General features: G+C 40.4%; 20 protein-coding genes and 1 riboswitch. All 20 genes read left to right on the top strand.

Features of this window, described 5'->3' with window-relative positions; translation table 11 throughout:
* Positions 1-90: 90 nt before the first annotated feature.
* A riboswitch (glycine riboswitch) is annotated at positions 91-197 on the bottom strand.
* A gap of 305 nt (positions 198-502) precedes the next feature.
* The 20 genes from pcrA (at position 503) to AX662_RS04855 (ending at position 20,554) form a co-directional block, all read left to right on the top strand.
* A complete protein-coding gene (gene pcrA, locus AX662_RS04950) occupies positions 503-2,812 on the top strand; it encodes a DNA helicase PcrA (protein ID WP_060971780.1) in 2,310 nt (769 codons plus the stop codon).
* 120 nt (positions 2,813-2,932) lie between these two features.
* Positions 2,933-4,213 carry an O-acetylhomoserine aminocarboxypropyltransferase/cysteine synthase family protein gene (locus tag AX662_RS04945; protein WP_060971779.1) on the top strand — a complete coding sequence of 427 codons (1,281 nt, stop codon included), beginning with the start codon at positions 2,933-2,935 and terminating at the stop codon, positions 4,211-4,213.
* 60 nt (positions 4,214-4,273) lie between these two features.
* The gene (locus tag AX662_RS04940) at positions 4,274-5,029 is read left to right on the top strand and encodes an HAD hydrolase family protein (protein ID WP_060971778.1); all 756 of its coding nucleotides are present in this window, start codon (positions 4,274-4,276) and stop codon (positions 5,027-5,029) included.
* Positions 5,030-5,093: 64 nt separating this feature from the next.
* Entirely contained in the window at positions 5,094-5,588 is a 495-nt protein-coding gene (gene tpx / locus AX662_RS04935) for a thiol peroxidase (protein ID WP_037599845.1), read from the top strand.
* 127 nt (positions 5,589-5,715) lie between these two features.
* Positions 5,716-6,336 carry a restriction endonuclease subunit S gene (locus AX662_RS04930; protein ID WP_037599843.1) on the top strand — a complete coding sequence of 207 codons (621 nt, stop codon included), beginning with the start codon at positions 5,716-5,718 and terminating at the stop codon, positions 6,334-6,336.
* Positions 6,337-6,424: 88 nt separating this feature from the next.
* A complete protein-coding gene (locus AX662_RS04925) occupies positions 6,425-6,658 on the top strand; it encodes a DUF1858 domain-containing protein (protein WP_060971777.1) in 234 nt (77 codons plus the stop codon).
* A gap of 1 nt (position 6,659) precedes the next feature.
* The gene (locus tag AX662_RS04920) at positions 6,660-8,006 is read left to right on the top strand and encodes a DUF438 domain-containing protein (protein ID WP_060971776.1); all 1,347 of its coding nucleotides are present in this window, start codon (positions 6,660-6,662) and stop codon (positions 8,004-8,006) included.
* A gap of 120 nt (positions 8,007-8,126) precedes the next feature.
* Positions 8,127-9,008 (top strand): tRNA pseudouridine(55) synthase TruB, encoded by an 882-nt coding sequence (truB, locus tag AX662_RS04915; protein WP_060971775.1) that lies wholly within the window; start codon positions 8,127-8,129, stop codon positions 9,006-9,008.
* The gene (locus tag AX662_RS04910; protein ID WP_060971774.1) at positions 9,005-9,916 is read left to right on the top strand and encodes a bifunctional riboflavin kinase/FAD synthetase; all 912 of its coding nucleotides are present in this window, start codon (positions 9,005-9,007) and stop codon (positions 9,914-9,916) included. Before truB ends, AX662_RS04910 begins: the two co-directional genes overlap by 4 nt.
* Before the next feature lie 69 nt (positions 9,917-9,985).
* Positions 9,986-10,399 (top strand): Spx/MgsR family RNA polymerase-binding regulatory protein, encoded by a 414-nt coding sequence (locus AX662_RS04905; RefSeq protein WP_002890965.1) that lies wholly within the window; start codon positions 9,986-9,988, stop codon positions 10,397-10,399.
* Positions 10,392-10,673 (top strand): UPF0223 family protein, encoded by a 282-nt coding sequence (locus AX662_RS04900; protein ID WP_004182521.1) that lies wholly within the window; start codon positions 10,392-10,394, stop codon positions 10,671-10,673. Before AX662_RS04905 ends, AX662_RS04900 begins: the two co-directional genes overlap by 8 nt.
* Entirely contained in the window at positions 10,663-11,430 is a 768-nt protein-coding gene (locus tag AX662_RS04895) for an inositol monophosphatase family protein (RefSeq protein ID WP_048790298.1), read from the top strand. The genes AX662_RS04900 and AX662_RS04895 overlap by 11 nt, the downstream gene beginning before the upstream one ends.
* A gap of 80 nt (positions 11,431-11,510) precedes the next feature.
* On the top strand, positions 11,511-12,821 hold the full coding sequence (locus tag AX662_RS04890; RefSeq protein ID WP_002890962.1) for an RsmF rRNA methyltransferase first C-terminal domain-containing protein: 1,311 nt from the start codon (positions 11,511-11,513) through the stop codon (positions 12,819-12,821).
* A 125-nt stretch (positions 12,822-12,946) separates the two neighbouring features.
* On the top strand, positions 12,947-13,822 hold the full coding sequence (locus AX662_RS04885) for a phosphate ABC transporter substrate-binding protein PstS family protein (protein ID WP_060971773.1): 876 nt from the start codon (positions 12,947-12,949) through the stop codon (positions 13,820-13,822).
* A gap of 2 nt (positions 13,823-13,824) precedes the next feature.
* Positions 13,825-14,739 (top strand): phosphate ABC transporter permease subunit PstC, encoded by a 915-nt coding sequence (gene pstC, locus AX662_RS04880; protein WP_002890959.1) that lies wholly within the window; start codon positions 13,825-13,827, stop codon positions 14,737-14,739.
* On the top strand, positions 14,729-15,613 hold the full coding sequence (gene pstA / locus AX662_RS04875; protein WP_013990602.1) for a phosphate ABC transporter permease PstA: 885 nt from the start codon (positions 14,729-14,731) through the stop codon (positions 15,611-15,613). Before pstC ends, pstA begins: the two co-directional genes overlap by 11 nt.
* 10 nt (positions 15,614-15,623) lie before the next feature.
* Complete coding sequence (gene pstB / locus AX662_RS04870; RefSeq protein WP_002890957.1) at positions 15,624-16,427, top strand: phosphate ABC transporter ATP-binding protein PstB; 804 nt, start codon at positions 15,624-15,626, stop codon at positions 16,425-16,427.
* A 12-nt stretch (positions 16,428-16,439) separates the two neighbouring features.
* Positions 16,440-17,198 (top strand): phosphate ABC transporter ATP-binding protein PstB, encoded by a 759-nt coding sequence (pstB, locus tag AX662_RS04865; RefSeq protein WP_002890956.1) that lies wholly within the window; start codon positions 16,440-16,442, stop codon positions 17,196-17,198.
* A gap of 28 nt (positions 17,199-17,226) precedes the next feature.
* Positions 17,227-17,880: a phosphate signaling complex protein PhoU gene (phoU, locus tag AX662_RS04860; RefSeq protein WP_004182526.1), complete on the top strand. Its 654-nt coding sequence runs from the start codon at positions 17,227-17,229 to the stop codon at positions 17,878-17,880.
* A gap of 133 nt (positions 17,881-18,013) precedes the next feature.
* Positions 18,014-20,554: a M1 family metallopeptidase gene (locus AX662_RS04855; protein ID WP_060971772.1), complete on the top strand. Its 2,541-nt coding sequence runs from the start codon at positions 18,014-18,016 to the stop codon at positions 20,552-20,554.
* Positions 20,555-20,560 lie beyond the last annotated feature (6 nt).

The following is a 20,560-nucleotide window of genomic DNA, read 5'->3' as shown; positions in this document are numbered from 1 at the left end:
AACAATCTCCTTTAACCGAGACGTCAAAAAAGAGGTTTGGCTTAACCAGACCTCTGAGAATACAAAGCTATTAATACAAGTTAAAAACTTGCGATGCTTTCTGTCCTTTTACCTGAGAGTTTCGGTTGTTACCCCTTGCCCCTTCGGTGTCTTGTTTACAGCTAAGGCTGCTTCAAGATCTCTCCAGAAGTCCGTCAATCACCAGTCTTCCTGATGACATCACTCGGTTCTTATTTTATTGTGGTTCTATCTTATCGAAAAAACCGAACAGTGTCAACACTAATTTTCATCAAAACTATAAAAAACCGAATATTACACTTAAGAATGCCTTTCACCAAAATCTAGAAAAGTTTGGAATAACAATCATTTTAAGCAAACAACCTCCCAATAAAAACAAACGATTATTTGCTAAAGTTATTTCACACTCATTATGAATAGAGTCTGCATTTTCATCCAAAAAATGATAAAATAGTAGAGCTTATTTTTGAGAATGGAGAATATGATGAACCCATTATTAACTGGTATGAATGACAAACAGGCCGAAGCCGTCCAAACAACTGAAGGTCCTTTGTTGATTATGGCAGGTGCAGGATCAGGGAAGACACGTGTACTTACCCACCGCATTGCCTACCTTATCGACGAAAAAATGATCAATCCTTGGAATATTTTGGCCATTACCTTTACCAATAAGGCAGCTCGTGAGATGCGTGAGCGTGCTATGGCTTTAAACCCAGCAACTTCAGAAACCTTGATTGCGACCTTCCATAGTATGTGCGTGCGAATCCTTCGTCGTGAAGCGGACCATATTGGCTACAATCGAAACTTTACTATCGTGGATCCTGGTGAACAACGTACTTTGATGAAACGTATTCTCAAGAATCTTAATCTTGATCCTAAGAAGTGGAATGAACGTGCCATCTTAGGGACGATTTCCAACGCAAAAAATGACCTCTTGGATGAAGTGGCTTATGAGCACCAAGCTGGTGACATGTATACTCAAATCGTTTCTAAATGTTACAAAGCCTATCAGGAAGAGCTCCGTCGTAGTGAAGCCATGGATTTCGACGATTTGATTATGATGACTCTGCGTCTCTTTGACAAAAATCCCGATGTGCTCGCTTATTATCAGCAGCGGTATCAGTATATTCACGTGGATGAATATCAAGATACCAACCATGCTCAGTATCAGTTGGTAAAACTCTTAGCATCTCGCTTCAAGAATATCTGTGTCGTGGGTGATGCTGACCAATCAATCTACGGTTGGCGTGGGGCTGACATGCAGAACATCCTTGATTTTGAGAAGGACTATCCTGAAGCTAAGGTTGTCCTCTTGGAGGAAAACTACCGTTCAACCAAGAAAATTCTCCAAGCAGCCAACGAAGTTATCAAGAACAACCGTAACCGCCGTCCTAAGAAACTTTGGACTCAAAATGATGACGGTGAACAAATTGTTTATTACCGTGCTAATGACGAGCGTGATGAAGCTGTTTTTGTTGCTTCAACTATTGATAACATTATTCGTGAAGAAGGTAAGAACTTCAAGGATTTCGCTGTACTTTACCGTACCAATGCTCAGTCTCGTACCATTGAAGAAGCTTTACTCAAGTCTAATATTCCTTATACCATGGTTGGAGGAACCAAGTTCTATAGCCGTAAAGAAATTCGTGATGTCATTTCTTACTTGAACTTGATTGCCAATCCTGCTGATAATATTAGCTTTGAACGTGTCGTTAATGAACCTAAACGTGGAGTTGGGCCTGGGACACTAGAAAAGATCCGTAAGTTTGCCTATGAGCAAAACATGAGCCTCCTAGATGCTTCAGCTAATATTATGTTGTCTCCTATTAAGGGGAAAGCAGCTCAGGGCGTTTACGATTTTGCTAACATGATTCTGAACCTACGTGATCAGCTAGATGGACTAAGTATCACTGAAGCTGTAGAGGCTGTTTTGGATAAGTCTGGTTATCTGGATGCTCTTTCGATGCAACAAACACTTGAAAGTCAAGCGCGCATTGAAAATATCGAAGAATTCATGTCTGTTACTAAGAATTTTGACGAAACCAACACCGATGGTACGGAGGACGAGTCAGGTATTGACCGTTTAGGCCGTTTCTTGAACGATTTAGCGTTGATTGCTGATACGGACGATGGTGATATGGAAGCAGCAGAAGTAACCTTGATGACTCTTCATGCTGCCAAAGGACTTGAATTCCCAGTTGTCTTCCTAATTGGTATGGAAGAGGGTGTTTTCCCTTTGTCACGTGCCTCAGAAGAGCCAGATGAACTCGAAGAAGAGCGTCGTTTGGCTTACGTAGGTATTACTCGGGCGGAAGAGATTCTTTTCCTTACCAACGCTAATACGCGTACGCTTTTTGGTAAGACTAGCTATAATCGTCCTAGCCGTTTCTTACGTGAAATTTCAGATGATTTATTACAATATCAAGGTCTAGCACGTCCAGCCAATTCATCATTTGGTGTTCGTTTTACAAAGGAAGAGCCGATACAATTTGGTCAGGGCATGAGTTTACAACAAGCGCTTCAGACCAGAAAAGCAAATGCACAACCGCAAAGACACACTGGCGCTCAGCCATTTTCAAAAGCTACTGGGGGACTACCTTTTGGTAAGACTTTAGACTCTGGCAACTCAGCTACAGATTGGGAAATCGGAGATATCGCTCACCACAAGAAATGGGGAGATGGTACCGTCCTAGAAGTAACTGGAAGTGGCAAGACACAGGAACTTAAGATAAAATTCCCAGAAGTTGGACTTAAAAAAGTCTTGGCAAGCGTAGCACCTATTGTGAAGAAATAGAAAGGGACCGAAAGGTCCTTTTTATAAGCCCTCCCTATCACATTGATAAAAAATTTCTATTAGACAGCTAGCTTTTCTGGGTGTAGAATGAAGGCAACTTTTGTTTTGGAGGACACCCATATGTCACGAGAATTTTCATTTGAAACCTTACAATTACACGCTGGACAAACACCTGACAAGGAAACAAAATCACGTGCTGTTCCAATTTACCAAACCACTTCATATGTTTTTGACGACGCTCAAGAAGGTGAAGATCTCTTTGCCCTTAGAAAGCCTGGTAATATTTACACACGGATTACCAATCCAACAGTAGCAGTACTTGAAGAACGTATTGCAGCCCTCGAAGGTGGTGTTGGTGCCTTGGCTACGGCATCAGGTATGGCTGCAATCACCTATGCTATCCTTGGTTTGGCACATGCTGGCGATCACGTTGTTGCCGCGACAACCCTCTATGGTGGGACATTCAATCTCTTAAAAGAAACTCTTCCACGCTATGGTATCACAACAACTTTTGTAGATGTTGACAATCCTGAAGAAATTGAAACCGCTATCAAAGATAATACCAAGCTTGTCTTGATTGAGTCTTTGGGAAATCCGCTTATCAATATTCCTGATTTTGAAAAAATTGCTGAGATTGCTCACAGTCATAAGATTCCATTGGTTGCTGACAATACTTTTGGAACTCCATATCTCATCAATGTTATCTCCCATGGTGTAGATATCGTGGTTCATTCTGCAACTAAGTTTATCGGTGGACATGGAACAACTATTGGAGGTCTTATCGTCGATTCTGGTAAATTTGACTGGGAAGCTTCAGGCAAATTCCCACAGTTGGTTGACGAGGACCCATCTTACCACAATATCAGCTATACGCGTGATGTTGGTCCAGCAGCATTTGTAACTGCCCTTCGTACACAACTTTTGCGTGACACAGGGGCTGCCTTGGCACCTTTCAATGCTTTCTTGCTCTTGCAAGGACTTGAAACACTTTCACTTCGTGTCGAACGCCACGTCGAAAATACTAAAAAAATCGTAGACTTTTTGGAAAATCATCCAAAAGTTGAAAAAGTTAACTATCCTGGATTACCATCAAGTCCTTACTATGATTTGGCACAAAAATACTTCCCTAAAGGACCAGGTTCTATTTTCACTTTCCATGTTAAAGGTGGACAAGACGAAGCACGTACTGTTATTGATAATCTTGAAATCTTCTCAGATTTAGCCAACGTTGCTGACGCAAAATCTTTGGTGGTGCACCCTGCAACAACAACTCACCAACAATTGGCAGAAGCTGATTTACTAGCTTGTGGCGTCACTCCAAATCAAATTCGTATCTCAGTTGGTTTGGAAAACGCAGATGATTTGATTGAAGATTTAAAACTAGCTCTTGATAAAATCTAAGTATTTCAATACAAAATGATTTAGCCAGCTCTTTAGCTGGTTTTTTGTTATACTATCCCTATGAAATTTGTTTTTGATTTGGATGGAACCCTATGTTTTGATGGTATGACCATGTCAAAAGACCTACAAAAGGTTCTTTTAACTGCACCAAAATACGGGCATGAAATTATTTTTGCAACAGCACGCTCTTACAGAGACTGTCTTAGTATTTTAGAAGGAGAATTGAGAAAGCTGACAGTAGTTGGCTTAAACGGTGGTGAAGTCTTTCAAGATGAACACTTAGTATCACAATACACAATACCTTCTTCTGGTCTAAGAATGATTGTTAGTTACTGTGATACTTATAATCTCCCTTATTTTATTGATGATACCTTTAATTATGCTATTCAAAATCCTGAGCAAATCCCTTTTCTTTCAAATGTTGATCCATTAAACAAAGCAAGAATTTTGCCTGTTCATGAACTTAATGAGCCTATCAAAGTTGTTATTCCACTTGTAGAGCATGAAGATATACGTGAAGACTTTATCTTTAATCTAAACAAACTGGAATGTTTAGACCTTAGTTATCATGATATCGAAAGGTGTCTTTACATTAATCCTAAAGGTGTAACCAAGGCTAGTACTGTTTTAAACCACTTTGGTAAAGACTTTGTAGCTTTTGGAAATGATCAAAATGATATTTCTCTTTTCAAAAATGCTATATATGGAGTGCAAATTGGTGATTATCCCTACCTAAAAAACTTTGCGGATGAGGTTATTCCTGCAATTAATGCAGTTATTGCTGAAAAAATTAGACTACTGTTTGAAAAGTTCTAAACAAATGCTTAGGCTTATTGCTATATTTACAGTACAATAGTTAAAAAAGTATTGGAGGACTAACATGCCAAAATTTATTGGAAAACCAGTTACGGTAGCAGAAGACAAACAACTTCAAGTTGGAGATACCTTGCGTGACTTTAACTTGACCGCGACAGATTTGACGAAAAAATCACTTTCAGAATTCGATGGAAAGAAAAAAGTTATCTCTATCGTTCCATCAATCGATACTGGTATCTGTTCAACTCAAACACGTACCTTTAATAAGGAATTGTCAGAATTAGACGATACAGTAGTTATTACTATTTCAGTGGACCTACCATTTGCACAAGCTCGTTGGTGTGGTGCTGAAGGACTTGAAAATGCCATCATGCTTTCTGACTACTATGATAATAGTTTCGGTAAAGATTATGGTGTCCTCATTGAAGAATGGCACTTGTTAGCACGTGCAGTTTTAGTGGCAGATGCTGACAATAAGATTACTTATGTCGAATATTTGGACAATATCAATACTGATCCAAACTATGAAGCAGCAGTAGCAGCGGTTAAAAGCTTATAAAATGAGGCTCAGGTCTCTTTTTTATTTTTGCCTTTCTTACAGTTTTTACTTGCAAAAGTATTAGCTTCTTGCTATTATTGTATAGCAATACTCAATATGGATAGTAAAATATAAAAAAGGAGATTCAATGTCTGAAAAAGAAAGACCTCAACTGATTATCGATTACGAAGCTAATACAGACAAACTTGTTCGTTTAGGCGATGTTGTCGATCAATTTAAAGGGAAAGCTGTCCCTGCTAAGGCAGAACCTGGCGAATTTTCTGTCATTAATCTATCGGATATGACACCCAACGGCATTGCCTACGATGACCTAAAGACGTTTTCTGAAGAACGCCGGAAATTATTACGATTTCTCTTAGAAGATGGGGATGTTCTTATTGCTTCTAAGGGAACTGTACAAAAAGTTGCTGTTTTCGAAGATCAGGGCAAGCGAGAAGTTGTCGCCTCATCAAATATCACAGTATTACGACCTAAGGAAAAACTCCGTGGTTTCTACATCAAGTTTTTCCTTGAGACAGAGATTGGTCGTGCCTATTTAGACTATGCTGATAAAGGAAAGGCTGTCCTAAATTTGTCGACAGCTGACCTCTTGGATATCAAAATTCCTGAGATACCAATTGTGAAGCAAGATTATCAAATTGCTGCCTACTTGCGTGGGCGTGCTGATTACCACCGTAAGATGGTGAGGGCAGAGCAGGAGTGGGAAAATATCCAGCATAATGTCACAGAAGCTCTATTTGGAAATTAATCAAAAGCCAGCAAACTAAGATTTGTTGGTTTTTTTTCATTATTCTCGTGTATAATGGAAGTAGTAAATATGTTAATAGGAGGTCATTATGACTACCAACACTATAGATTTATCACAACCTGTTGCAACAATCATTAAAGAGCATCCAGAGGTTAAGGAATTACTGATTGATCTCGGTTTCAAGCCCTTGTCTAACCCAGCTATGCTAAATACTGTCGGTAAGGTAACAAGTCTAAAGGCTGGATCTAAGTTAGCAAATATTCCCTTAGAAAAAATTAAGCAAACCTTACTGTGCAATGGTTATAACGTAATTGGTGACTGATATGGAAGATAATCGTATTCAAATACTCAAAGAAATTCTACTAGATTTGCACCATGGAGCCAGTCCTGAGAGTGTTCAAGAGCGCTTCAATCAACACTTCAAGGGAGTATCTGCCCTCGAAATCTCTATGATGGAGCATGAATTGATGTCATCAGAAGATGGGGTTACCTTTGAAGACGTAATGAGCCTCTGTAATGTCCACGCAAACCTCTTTAAAGGTGCTATTGCAGATGTGGAAGTGGCAGACACTGATCAAGAGGGCCACCCTGTCTATGTGTTTAAACAAGAGAATTTAGCCCTACGTTCAGCTATTCTCCGTATCCGACGTATCATAGAAAATATTAGTAAGCCTGAAAATGAAGATTTTAAATCTGACTTGTTCAATGGACTTAAGCATCAGATGACTCTACTTGGTCAATTCCATAATCATTATACTCGTAAAGAAAAGCTTTTCTTTCCAATAATGGAGCGTTACGGCCATGACTCCCCTCCAAAAGTGATGTGGGGAGTAGACGATGACATCCGAAAACTTTTTAGAGCGGCAGAATCTAAACTAAAAGAACTTCCAGATGCTGATTTAGAAGAATTTTCAAAGTCTTTCGAAGCATTCTCAGAAGAGTTTGAAGCCATGATTTTCAAAGAAGAGGCTATCTTACTTATGATTCTGCTTGAAACCTTCACGCAAGACGATTGGCTTTCGATTGCCGAAGAAAGCGATGCCTATGGCTATGCAATAATAAAACCTACAGCTATCTGGAAACCTAAGCATGAACGTTTTGAGGAGGTAAATGCTGATACATCGCAAGAACAATCTGAACTAAGTAGTGACGAACATCTGGACAATACCCGAATTATCGACACTCCCGAAGGGCAGTTCACCATCAGCTTCACTCCAAAACCAAAAAATGAAACTGTCGTAGATAGAGAAACGACTCAGCCTTTTGGCAATGGTTATCTTTCTGTGGAGCAGGCCAATCTCATTCTCAACCATCTTCCTTTGGAAATCACTTTCGTCAATAAAGACGATATTTTCCAGTACTATAATGATAATGTTCCCGCCAATGAAATGGTTTTTAAACGAACACCTAGCCAAATTGGACGAAACGTTGAACTTTGTCATCCGCCAAAAGTGCTTGATAAGGTCAAGAAAATCTTTGAATTACTGAAGAGTGGGGAGCGTGACCAAGTTCCAATGTGGTTCAAATCTGAACGTTTAGGGAAATTCGTTTATGTTACCTATGCAGCTGTTAGAGATGACAAGGGAGACTTTCAGGGTGTCCTAGAATATGTGCAGGATATTCAGCCTTTCTTTGAATTGGAAAGCGACCTTAATAGAGATATCGATTAAAAAAGCTAGCAGACCTGCGATTGCTTATGACTATAATACTTAAGAGGTTTGAGACTTTGCTCTCTGCCTCTTTATGTTTCTACCTAGCTCTTTAGGATTGCTTTTGATATAATTAAAAGTATGATTTCAGGAATTATTAATCTCAAAAAAGAGGCTGGAATGACCAGTCATGATGCTGTATTTAAACTACGTAAAATATTACAAGAGAAAAAAATCGGACATGGAGGTACCCTTGATCCAGATGTTACTGGTGTTTTACCTATAGCGGTTGGAAAAGCGACTCGTGTTATTGAGTACATGACTGAAGCAGGAAAGGTCTACGAGGGTGAAATTACCATTGGATTTTCAACAACTACCGAGGATACTAGTGGAGATGTCGTTCAAACAACTCCGGTTACAGAGTTAGATGAAGAAACCGTCGATATGGCAATGGCTAGTTTTGAGGGAGAAATCACACAAATTCCTCCTATGTATTCAGCGGTTAAGGTCAACGGAAAGAAACTTTATGAGTACGCACGCGCTGGAGAAGAAGTAGAGCGTCCACAACGTCAAGTGACAATTTCCGAATTTGTCCGTACCTCTCCTATTGAATTGGAGCACAATACCGCAAAATTCACCTTCCGTGTTGCTTGTAGCAAGGGGACTTATGTCCGTACTTTATCTGTCGATTTGGGTGCTAAACTCGGATACGCGAGTCATATGTCTGCTCTTCGTCGAACAGCCTCAGCTGGTCTAACCTTAGATAAGGCACTAACACTCTCACAAATTTCAGAAATGGTAGAAGCGGGGGATACTTCCTTCCTCCTTCCCATCGAATTTGGTGTTCAGGACCTACCAGCTGTTCAAGTCACTGAGGATGATGCTAAAGAAATTTCATTTGGTCGCTTTATTACTATCGATAGCCAAGAACCCTTAGTTGCGGCCTTTTTAGGAGACAAGGTTCTAGCCATCATGGAAAAGCGAAATCAAGTTTATAAACCTAGAAAAGTATTAAGTCAATGAAAGTAACTTCTATTAATGATTATAAAGATATCCATCAGGAAAAGGAAACGGTTCTTGTCTTAGGGTATTTCGATGCTCTTCACCGTGGTCATAAGGTCCTTTTTGATAAGGCGCGCCAGATTGCTGATGAAAAACAGCTTGAAGTAACTGTCCTTACCTTTAATGAGAGCCCTCAATTGACTTTTCAAAGGTATACGGATGATCTCCTCCTTCATATCACAGCACCTCAGAGACGTTGTGATCTTTTTAAAGCCTATGGTACTGATCAGCTTTATTTAACAGATTTCAATAGTGATTTTGCTCGAACAAGTTCAGACGATTTCATTGCTCGTTATATTAAACGTCTAAAAGCCCAAGAGGTTGTTGTGGGCTTTGATTACAAATTTGGACATCATCGAACAGATGCGGACTATCTTGCCCGTAATTTTTCTGGTAATGTTCATGTCATTGAGGAGCAACAAAGCGATGGTGAAAAGATTTCGTCAACACGTGTGCGTCAATTAATACGAGAAGGCAAGGTTAAAGAAGCCAATAAACTCCTTGGCCATGAATTCTCTACACGTGGCATTGTGGTGCATGGTGATGCCCGTGGACGTACCATTGGTTTTCCAACAGCAAATTTAGCACCTATTGATAGGACTTTTCTACCAGCTGACGGTGTCTATGTCGCCGAAGTTGTAATTGATGGCAAACGTTATCGTTCCATGACTAGCCTAGGAAAAAACGTTACCTTTGGGGGAACAGAACTTCGTCTTGAAGCCAATATCTTTGATTTTGAAGGCGATATTTATGGAAAGACAATTGAAGTTTTTTGGCTGGATTATATCCGTGATATGATTAAGTTCAATAATATCGATGAACTATGTGCTCAACTGGAGGCTGATAAAAAAATCGCGGAAAAATTTTAAGAAAGCGTAGCCAAAACTAATCAAATAATGTATAATGATTAGGAATGTTAAAGTGAAAGGGGTGTTTGCGTGGTAACTTTATTTTTATCACCTAGCTGCACTAGCTGTAGGAAAGCACGAGCCTGGTTGACCAATCATGAAGTTGCTTTTGACGAACACAATATTATCACGAGCCCATTAACTCACGATGAGTTAATGAAGATTTTGTCTTACACGGAAAATGGTACTGAAGATATCATTTCAACTCGTTCAAAAGTCTTTCAGAAGCTGAATATCGATGTGGATGATTTGACCATCAAGGAACTCATTCAATTGATTTCTGAATACCCAAATCTTCTTCGTCGACCTATCATTATGGACACCAAACGCATGCAAATTGGTTTCAACGAAGATGAAATTCGTGCCTTTTTGCCTCGTGATTATAGAAAGCAAGAATTGCGCCAAGCGACCATTCGAGCTGAAATTGAGGGTAACAATGACTAAAGGAAATTATTCCTACCCACTCGATCCATCATGGAGCACTGAGGAAATTACCACAGTGCTTCATTTTTTGAGTCAGGTAGAAAAAGCATACGAGAGCAAGGTTGACCGTGACCAACTCTTGCAAGCCTATAAGGCATTTAAAACCGTTGTTCCAGGCAAAGCGCCTGAAAAACAACTAGACAAGGCCTTTGAAGAAGCTAGCGGTTTTTCAACCTATCAAGCTGTCAAAGCTGCTAAAGCAAAAGATAAAGGATTTGTATCACTTGGAAAATAAACTGATTTTCGCCAAAGAAATCATCAAAGAAGCCGGTGCTTTTATTAAAGAAAGTTTAAGTAAAACTATCACGGTCGAAGAAAAGACGGCTTATGATGATTTAGTAACTAATATTGACAAACAAACACAAGATTTACTCGTGGCACGTATTAAATCCTCCTTCCCTTCAGACAATATTTTCGCTGAAGAAAATGGCTTGGTTCATAATATTAAAGATGGAAATGTCTGGGTCTTGGATCCTATTGATGGAACGGTCAATTTTATTGTCCAACAAGATAATTTTTGTGTTATGATTGCCTACTATGAAGAGGGGCAAGGAAAATTTGGCCTCATTTACAACGTCATGGCTGATCAACTTTTCTATGGTGGTGGCCAGTTTGATGTGTATTGTAATGACAAGTTGCTTCCAGCATATAAAAACCGACCTTTAGACCGTTGCCTAGTCGCTAGCAATGGAGCTATGTATGCTAAAAATTTTCACGGCTTAAAAGACCTTATTGATAAGACCTTGGGCGTTCGTGTCTACGGTGGTGCTGGTTTAAGCATGTCAAAAGTCCTATCTGGTCAAATTTTAGCTTACTTTTCGGTAATTTACCCATGGGACTATGCCGCAGCAAGTATTATGGGGGAAAAATTGGGTTATCACCTTGAGACCATTACTGGAGAACCACTGGATTATTCTAGTCGTCAAGCTGTGATGCTTGTCCCTAAAGACAGACTTGAAGAAATCAAGCATATTATGGGCTCAGAAAATTAATTTGAAACATAAAACCATACTGGACAAATCAGAACAGCAAGTTCTCTTGGTTAGTCCAGTTTTTTGATAGAAAGGAAACTATGCAATTTCCATCAGACTTTATAGAAAAATATAATAACCTCCTTAGAGATGAAGCTGAGGACTTCTTTGCATCTTTTGATCAAGAAGCCGTATCCGCCTACCGTACCAACCCTTTGAAAAAGCAACAGAAGGACTTTCCTGATGCCATCCCTGAAACACCTTGGGGCCATTACGGTAAAATTTCCGGAAAATCTGCCGACCATGCAACTGGTTTGGTTTATTCTCAGGAACCAGCTGCTCAAATGGTTGCTCAAGTGGCAGCTCCATCCAAGGGAAGTCGTGTCTTAGACTTGGCAGCTGCTCCAGGCGGAAAGTCTACTCATCTTCTTAGTTACCTAGATAATACAGGACTGTTGGTCAGCAATGAAATCAATCCAAAGCGTAGCAAAATTCTGGTTGAAAATATTGAGCGTTTTGGAGCGAGAAATGTTATTGTGACAAATACGTCAGCTGATAAACTAGCCAAAGTTTTCAAAAATTATTTTGATACGATTGTCTTTGATGGACCATGTTCAGGAGAAGGAATGTTTCGTAAGGATCCTGATGCAATCCAATATTGGCATAAGGAGTATCCTAGTGAACTGGCACAATTACAGAAGGACATCTTATCAGACGGTTTGAAAATGCTCGCTCCTGGTGGACAATTGATCTACTCAACCTGCACCTGGTCTCCTGAGGAAAATGAAGGTGTTGTTGCTTGGATTTTAGAAAATAATCCTGATCTTGAATTGGTGGCAATCCCTAAATTGAATGGCATGAGTGATGGAATTGATTTTCCAGAAACAGCTCGAATGTATCCACACCATTTCAAAGGTGAAGGCCAGTTTGTGGCAAAATTCCAGGATAAGCGCGTGCCTGAGCAAACACGTATCAAAGAGGGAAAATCTAACCTAAACAAGGAGCAGAAGCAACTTTGGGAAGATTTTGCAAAAAAACACCTTAAAACTAGACTGGATGGTTTACTGCAAGTTTTTGGGGACAATCTCTACCTGCTTCCAAAAGGGCTCCCAGACCTTTCTAAAGTTAAAATCGCTCGTAACGGTTTGCATCTTGGTGTCTTCAAGAAAAAACGTTTCGAACCAAGTTTTGCTCTTGGAATTGCTTTAACATCTGATGAAGTTGTTTCAAGTATAGAGCTAACTCAAGACCAGTTTGCCCAATACGTTTCTGGTAATGTGGTTACTCTAGATCAAACACATCCTAACGGTTGGTATCAGCTTTTAGTGGACGGCAATGGTTTTGGGTTTGCTAAAGTTGTTGGAAATACGGTTAAAAACTACTATCCTAAAGGATTAAGATTTCACATTTAAGAACCTGTAACCAAACTTTAATATGACTTAGTTATCCTATACTTGTTATAATTAGATAGGTGTCTTTTCACAGCATATCTATGAGACACTTTCTTACTTATGTTACAAAATGTCGGAGGACAAAAATGAAAAAAACAAAAGTCCTTGCAGTGATTCTGTCACTGGCAATGGCCATGCTGGTTTTAACTGGCTGTGCCTCTTGGATTGACCGTGGCCAGTCCATTACAGCAGTTGGTTCTACGGCCCTTCAACCTTTAGTGGAGGCGGCAGCAGATGGGTTTGCTGAAAAGAACCCTGACAATATCGTTAACGTTCAGGGGGGCGGTTCTGGTACTGGACTTTCTCAAGTACAATCCGGTGCCGTTCAAATTGGTAACAGTGACCTTTTTGCCGAGGAAAAATCGGGAATTGATGCTAGTAAGCTTGTTGACTTTCAAGTTGCCGTTGCTGGGATTGCAGTTATTACAAACAAAGAAGTCTCTGTAGATAACTTGACAACAGAACAACTGCGTAAGATTTTCACTGGTGAAATCACAAACTGGAAACAGCTTGGTGGTAAAGACCTAGAGATTACTATTATTAACCGTGCAGCTAGCTCAGGATCACGCGCAACTTTCGATGCAGTGATTATGGATGGTAAATCACCAATCCGTACCCAAGAGCAAGATTCTAACGGTATGGTTAAGTCAATCGTTGCACAGACACCAGGTGCTATTTCATACCTATCATTTGCTTACCTTGATGATTCTGTTAAAACATTGAAGTTAAATGGATTTGAACCCAAAGCTGAAAATGTTGCAACTAACGATTGGCCGATTTGGTCCTACGAACATATGTATACCAAGGGAAAACCGGATAGCTATACCAAACAATTCTTAGATTACATGATGAGTGACGAAGTCCAAGAAAACATCGTCGCAAAAATGGGTTACATTTCCATCCATAGCATGAAAGTTACCAAGGATGCTGATGGTAAAGTCTCAAAGAAGAGTGAGGAGTAAGCATGAAAAATGAAGAATTGGTGAAACAATTAACATCACCCTCTAAAAATTCACGCCTCGAGAAGTTTGGTAAAACAATCACTTTCCTTTGCCTGGCCTTGATTGTTTTCATCGTAGCGATGATTTTACTTTTCGTTGCTCAAAAAGGGCTGGCGACTTTCTTTGTCAATAAAGTTAGCTTGGTCGAGTTTCTCTTTAGTGGTGATTGGTCACCATCTGAAGGCAAATTCGGGGCACTACCAATGATTTTGGGATCATTCGTAGTGACTTTGCTTTCAGCCTTGGTTGCAACCCCATTTGCCATTGGAGCAGCCATCTTTATGACTGAGATTTCTCCTAAAGGGGCTAAATTCCTACAACCCGCTATTGAACTTTTGGTCGGAATTCCATCCGTTGTTTATGGATTTATTGGTCTCCAAGTCGTGGTTCCATTTGTTCGCTTAATTTTTGGTGGAACAGGTTTTGGTATTCTTTCAGGTACCTTTGTCTTGTTCGTCATGATTCTACCAACCGTAACCTTTATGACAACAGATACGCTTCGTGCAGTGCCTCGTCACTATCGTGAAGCTAGTCTAGCAATGGGGGCTACACGCTGGCAAACGATTTGGCGTGTGACACTTAATGCAGCTAAACCAGGTATCTTCACGGCCGTTATCTTTGGTATGGCCCGTGCCTTTGGTGAAGCCCTGGCCATCCAAATGGTTGTCGGAAATTCCGCCGTGATTCCAACTTCTTTAACGACACCAGCAGCAACATTGACATCTGTCTTGACTATGGGAATCGGGAATACAGTTATGGGTACTGTTTCAAACAATGTCCTTTGGTCTCTCGCCCTGGTGCTCTTATTGATGAGTCTTGGTTTCAATATGTTGGTGAAATTCATTACCCGTGAGAGAAAGAGAAATTATGAACGCTAAAAAAATTGATAAAATTGCCATCAGCACGCTTTATGTGATTGCTGGCATTATTGTAACAATCCTGGCAGCCTTGATTCTCTATATCTTGGTTCGCGGGATACCACACATCAGCTGGTCTTTCTTGACTAGTCGATCATCATCCTACAAAGCTGGTGGAGGAATTGGGGTTCAACTCTACAACTCATTCTTCCTATTGGTTATTACTTTGATTATTTCTGTGCCTCTTTCAATGGGTGCTGGCATCTTCTTATCAGAATATGCTAAAAAAGGACGACTTACCAACTTTGTCCGTACCTGTATTGAAATCCTATCTTCACTACCTTCAGTGGTGGTCGGACTCTTTGGTTATTTGATTTTCGTTGTCCAATTTCAGTATGGATTTTCAATCCTATCAGGTGCCTTGGCCTTAACTGTCTTTAACTTGCCACAAATGACTCGTACCGTTGAAGATAGTCTACGCACAGTTCACCATACCCAACGTGAAGCTGGCCTAGCTCTAGGTTTGTCTCGATGGGAAACTATCTGTCACGTTGTTGTTCCAGAAGCCTTACCTGGTATAGTTACTGGTATCGTTCTTGCTTCTGGTCGTATTTTCGGAGAAGCAGCAGCGCTTATCTATACAGCAGGTCAATCTGCACCAGCACTTAACTGGAGCGACTGGAATCCGCTTAGCATCTCTAGTCCAATTTCGATTTTCCGCCAAGCAGAGACACTTGCTGTTCACATCTGGAAGGTCAACTCAGAAGGTACGACACCTGACGCCACTGCAGTATCTGCTGGTTCAGCAGCAGTGCTCTTGATTTTCATTCTGATTTTCAACTTTGGTGCACGTCGTTTGGGAGCTTACCTCCATAAGAAATTAACATCCGCTTAAAGGAGTTATTATGACAAAATATAATTGGGACGAGCGTCATATTATCACCTTCCCAGAGAAGGAGCTCGCTCTTGAAACAAAAGACTTGCATGTCTACTATGGTCAAAAAGAAGCCATCAAAGGCATTGACATGCAATTCGAGAAAAATAAAATCACAGCTCTTATTGGGCCTTCAGGATGCGGTAAATCAACTTTTCTTCGTAGTCTAAACCGTATGAATGATACGATTGATATTGCAAAGGTTACTGGACAAATCCTTTATCAAGGAGTTGATGTTAACGCAAGTAATATCAATGTTTATGAAATGCGTAAACATATTGGAATGGTTTTCCAACGTCCAAATCCATTCGCCAAGTCTATTTACAGAAATATCACCTTTGCTCACGAACGTAAAGGTGTAAGAGATAAGCAAACCTTGGACGAGATTGTTGAAACATCACTTAAGCAAGCTGGACTTTGGGATCAAGTTAAAGATGACCTTCATAAATCTGCCTTCACCCTCTCAGGTGGTCAGCAGCAACGTCTTTGTATTGCAAGAGCTATTGCCGTGAAACCGCAGATTCTCCTCATGGACGAACCTGCAGCTTCATTGGACCCTGTAGCTACTATGCAGCTCGAAGAGACCATGTTTGAACTTAAGGAAGATTACTCTATTATCATCGTGACGCACAATATGCAACAAGCAGCACGTGCTAGTGATTATACAGCATTCTTCTACCTTGGTGATCTTATCGAATATGATGAAACCAAGAAAATCTTCCAAGATGCTGCCCTACAGTCAACCAGTGACTATGTATCAGGACGCTTTGGATAGAAAGGAGCACTTATGACTGAACCAATCATTTCAATTAATGATTTATCGGTGTATTTCAATAAGAAAAAAGCCCTCAATAATGTGACAATGGATTTCTATCCAAATGAAATCACGGCCCTTATCGGTCCTTCAGGATCCGGGAAATCAACCCTGCTCCGTTCTATCAACCGAATGGGAGATTTAAATCCCGAATGGACACTTACTGGTGCTGTTTCATACAACGGTCACAATGTCTACAGTCCTCGAACAGATACCGTTGAACTCCGTAAAGAAATCGGAATGGTCTTCCAACAACCCAATCCTTTTCCAATGTCAATCTATGAAAACGTGGTTTATGGCCTTCGTATCAATGGTATCAAAGATAAGGCTGTTCTTGATCAAGCAGTAGAAGAATCACTAAAGGGTGCTTCAATCTGGGAAGAGGTTAAAGACCGTCTCCATGATTCAGCACTTGGACTTTCAGGAGGGCAACAACAACGTGTCTGTATTGCACGAGTGCTAGCCACATCTCCAAAGGTCATCCTTCTTGACGAACCAACGTCGGCCCTCGACCCTATATCCGCTGGTAAGATTGAGGAAACCCTCTATAACCTTAAAGAACAATACACCTTGTTGCTAGTCACTCGTTCTATGCAGCAGGCAAGTCGTATCTCACAACGAACAGCCTTTTTCCTTGATGGAGAACTCATCGAGTATTCATCAACGAAAGACATGTTCCTAAATCCACAACATAAAGAAACTGAAGATTATATTACCGGTAAATTCGGTTAAGAAAGGACAGATTACTAAAAAAATTATGATGTTACGAACTCCCTTCGAAGAAGAATTAGAAAAACTCCACAACCAATTTTACGCTATGGGTACAGAGGTTGCAGCTCAGCTTAAGAAAGCTGTACGTGCCTTTATCAGCCATGACCGTGATTTGGCTAAGGAAGTCATTGAAAATGACGAAATCGTCAATAACTACGAAACCAAACTTGAGAAAAAATCACTTGAAATTATTGCTCTACAGCAACCTGTATCAAGTGATTTGCGTACAGTTATCACCGCACTTAAAGCATCTAGCGACGTTGAGCGTATGGGTGACCATGCCGTTGCTATCGCTAAAGCAACCATCCGCATTAAAGGTGAAGAGCGTCTAACTGAAATTGAAGCTGAAATCAAGAAAATGGGGAAAGCAGTCCGCCACATGGTCGAAGATGCTCTAGATGTTTACTTGAACAGTGACGAACGACGCGCTTATGAAATCGCAGCTTCAGATGAAATCATTGATAACTATTTCCGTGATATTCAAGCCATGACAGTAGAAGGTGTTCGTAAGAATCCAGATGCTGCCTTCGCTGCCAAAGAATATTTCCAAGTACTTATGTATTTGGAACGTATCGGTGACTATGCCCGCAATCTCTGCGAGTGGGTTGTCTACCTCAAATCTGGTAAAATCATTGAACTGTAGGCAAAGCTTCCAATCTATGTTATAATGGGTTTGTATTGAATAATTCAGACCCTTTTCTTTTGTAAAAGAGTCTAATATCGAAACATTTGTCAGTCTGTTTCGATGCGAAAAGTTAGATTAGGAGTATATACGTATGACAGCATCTGTTGCTCGTTTTATCGAAAGTTTCATCCCTGAAAATTACAATCTTTTCTTGGACATTAATCGTTCTGAAAAGACCTTTACAGGGAATGTTGCCATTACAGGTGAAGCCCTTGATAACCATATCTCCCTTCACCAAAAAGACCTTACCATTAGTTCCGTTCTCTTGGATAATGAATCGTTAAGCTTCCAAATGGATGATGCTAACGAAGCCTTCCATATTGAACTTCCAGAGACCGGTGTTTTGACGCTTGTCATTGAATTCTCTGGTCTTATTACAGATAATATGACAGGGATTTACCCATCATATTACACCTACAATGGTGAGAAAAAGGAAATTATTTCAACGCAGTTTGAATCTCATTTTGCGCGTGAAGCCTTCCCATCTGTTGATGAACCAGAAGCTAAAGCTACTTTTGATTTCTCATTGAAATTTGATGCTGAAGAAGGCGATATCGCTTTGTCAAATATGCCTGAAATCAATAGCCATTTGCGTGAAGAGACTGGGGTTTGGACTTTTGAGACAACCCCTCGTATGTCTACATACCTCCTTGCCTTTGGTTTTGGAGCTCTTCAAGGTAAGACAGCGAAAACACAAAACGGTACTGAAGTTGGTGTCTTCGCTACAGTTGCACAAGCTGAAAACAGCGTTGACTTTGCCCTTGATATTGCCGTTCGTGTCATTGATTTCTACGAAGACTACTTCCAAGTCAAGTATCCTATCCCATTGTCATACCATCTCGCACTTCCTGACTTCTCAGCAGGTGCCATGGAAAACTGGGGACTTGTTACCTATCGTGAAGTTTACCTTCTTGTAGATGAAAATAGCTCAGCTGCAAGCCGTCAACAAGTAGCCCTTGTAGTTGCCCACGAATTGGCTCACCAATGGTTCGGTAACCTTGTTACAATGAAATGGTGGGATGATCTCTGGCTTAACGAAAGTTTTGCCAATATGATGGAGTATGTTTCAGTAGATGCCATTGAGCCTAGCTGGAATATCTTCGAAGATTTCCAAACAACTGGTGTGCCTCATGCCCTCCAACGTGATGCTACAGACGGTGTTCAGTCTGTCCACATGGAAGTCAATCACCCAGATGAGATTAATACCCTCTTTGATAGTGCTATCGTTTATGCTAAAGGTAGCCGTCTCATGCATATGCTTCGCCGTTGGTTAGGTGACGAAGCCTTTGCTAAAGGACTTAAAGCTTACTTCGAAAAACATCAGTACAACAACACTATTGGACGAGATCTCTGGAATGCCCTCTCTGATGCTTCTGGTAAAGATGTCTCTAGTTTCATGGATACTTGGTTGGAGCAGCCAGGTTACCCTGTTGTTAGTGCAGAAGTAGTTGACGACACTCTTATTCTTAGTCAAAAACAATTCTTCATTGGTGAACATGAAGATAAAGGTCGTCTTTGGGAGATTCCATTGAACACAAACTGGAAGGGGCTCCCAGACACACTCTCAGAAGAGCGTATTGAGATTCCAAATTATAACCAGCTTGTTGCTGAAAATAACGGAGCTCTTCGCCTTAATACAGCAAATACAGCACATTACATCACAGATTATCAAGGTGAACTCTTGGACCACCTCTTAGAGGAATTTGCTAACCTTGATACTGTAAGTAAACTTCAGATTTTGCAAGAACGCCGTCTTCTTGCTGAAAGTGGCCGTATCTCGTATGCAAGCCTAGTCGCTCTTCTTGATCTTGTCGAAAAAGAAGAAAGCTTCTTGATTGCTCAAGCTAAGTCTCAAATCCTCGCTGGTTTGAAACGCTTTATCGATGAGGATACAGAAGCAGAAGTGCATTACAAGGCTTTAGTACGTCGTCAATTCCAAAACGACTTTGAGCGTCTTGGTTTCGATGCCAAAGATGGAGAATCAGATGAAGACGAAATGGTTCGTCAAACAGCTCTCAGCTACTTGATTCAAGCAGACTATCAACCAGCAGTCCTTGCGGCCGCAAGTGTTTTCCAAGCTCATAAAGAGAACATTGAAAGCATCCCTGCAAGTGTCCGTGGTCTCGTTCTCATTAACCAAATGAAACAAGAAAACAGTCTAACTCTTGTTGAAGACTATGTCAATGCATATGTAACAACAAATGATAGTAATTTCCGTCGTCAATTGACTCAAGCAGTTTCATACCTTAAAAACCAAGAAGGTCTCGACTACGTGCTAGGTCAGCTTAAAGACAAACATGTCGTTAAACCTCAAGATTTGTACCTATGGTATATGAATTTCCTCAGCAAATCATTTGCACAAGAAACCGTTTGGAACTGGGCGAAAGATAACTGGGATTGGATTAAGGCAGCTCTAGGTGGCGATATGAGCTTTGATAGCTTTGTTAATATCCCAGCTGGAATCTTTAAAACACAAGAACGTCTTGATCAATATATTGCTTTCTTCGAGCCACAAACAAGTGATAAAGCCTTAGAACGTAATATCTTGATGGGAATTAAGACAATTGCTGCACGCGTAGACTTGATTGAAAAAGAAAAAGCTGAGGTTGAATCAGCTCTTAAAGATTATTAATAAGTA

The sequence above is a fragment of the Streptococcus sp. CCH5-D3 genome, from assembly GCF_001556435.1.
Lineage (GTDB): Bacteria > Bacillota > Bacilli > Lactobacillales > Streptococcaceae > Streptococcus.
Note: the sequence above shows the minus strand (reverse complement) of the source record. Positions and strands in the feature narration are given on the sequence as shown.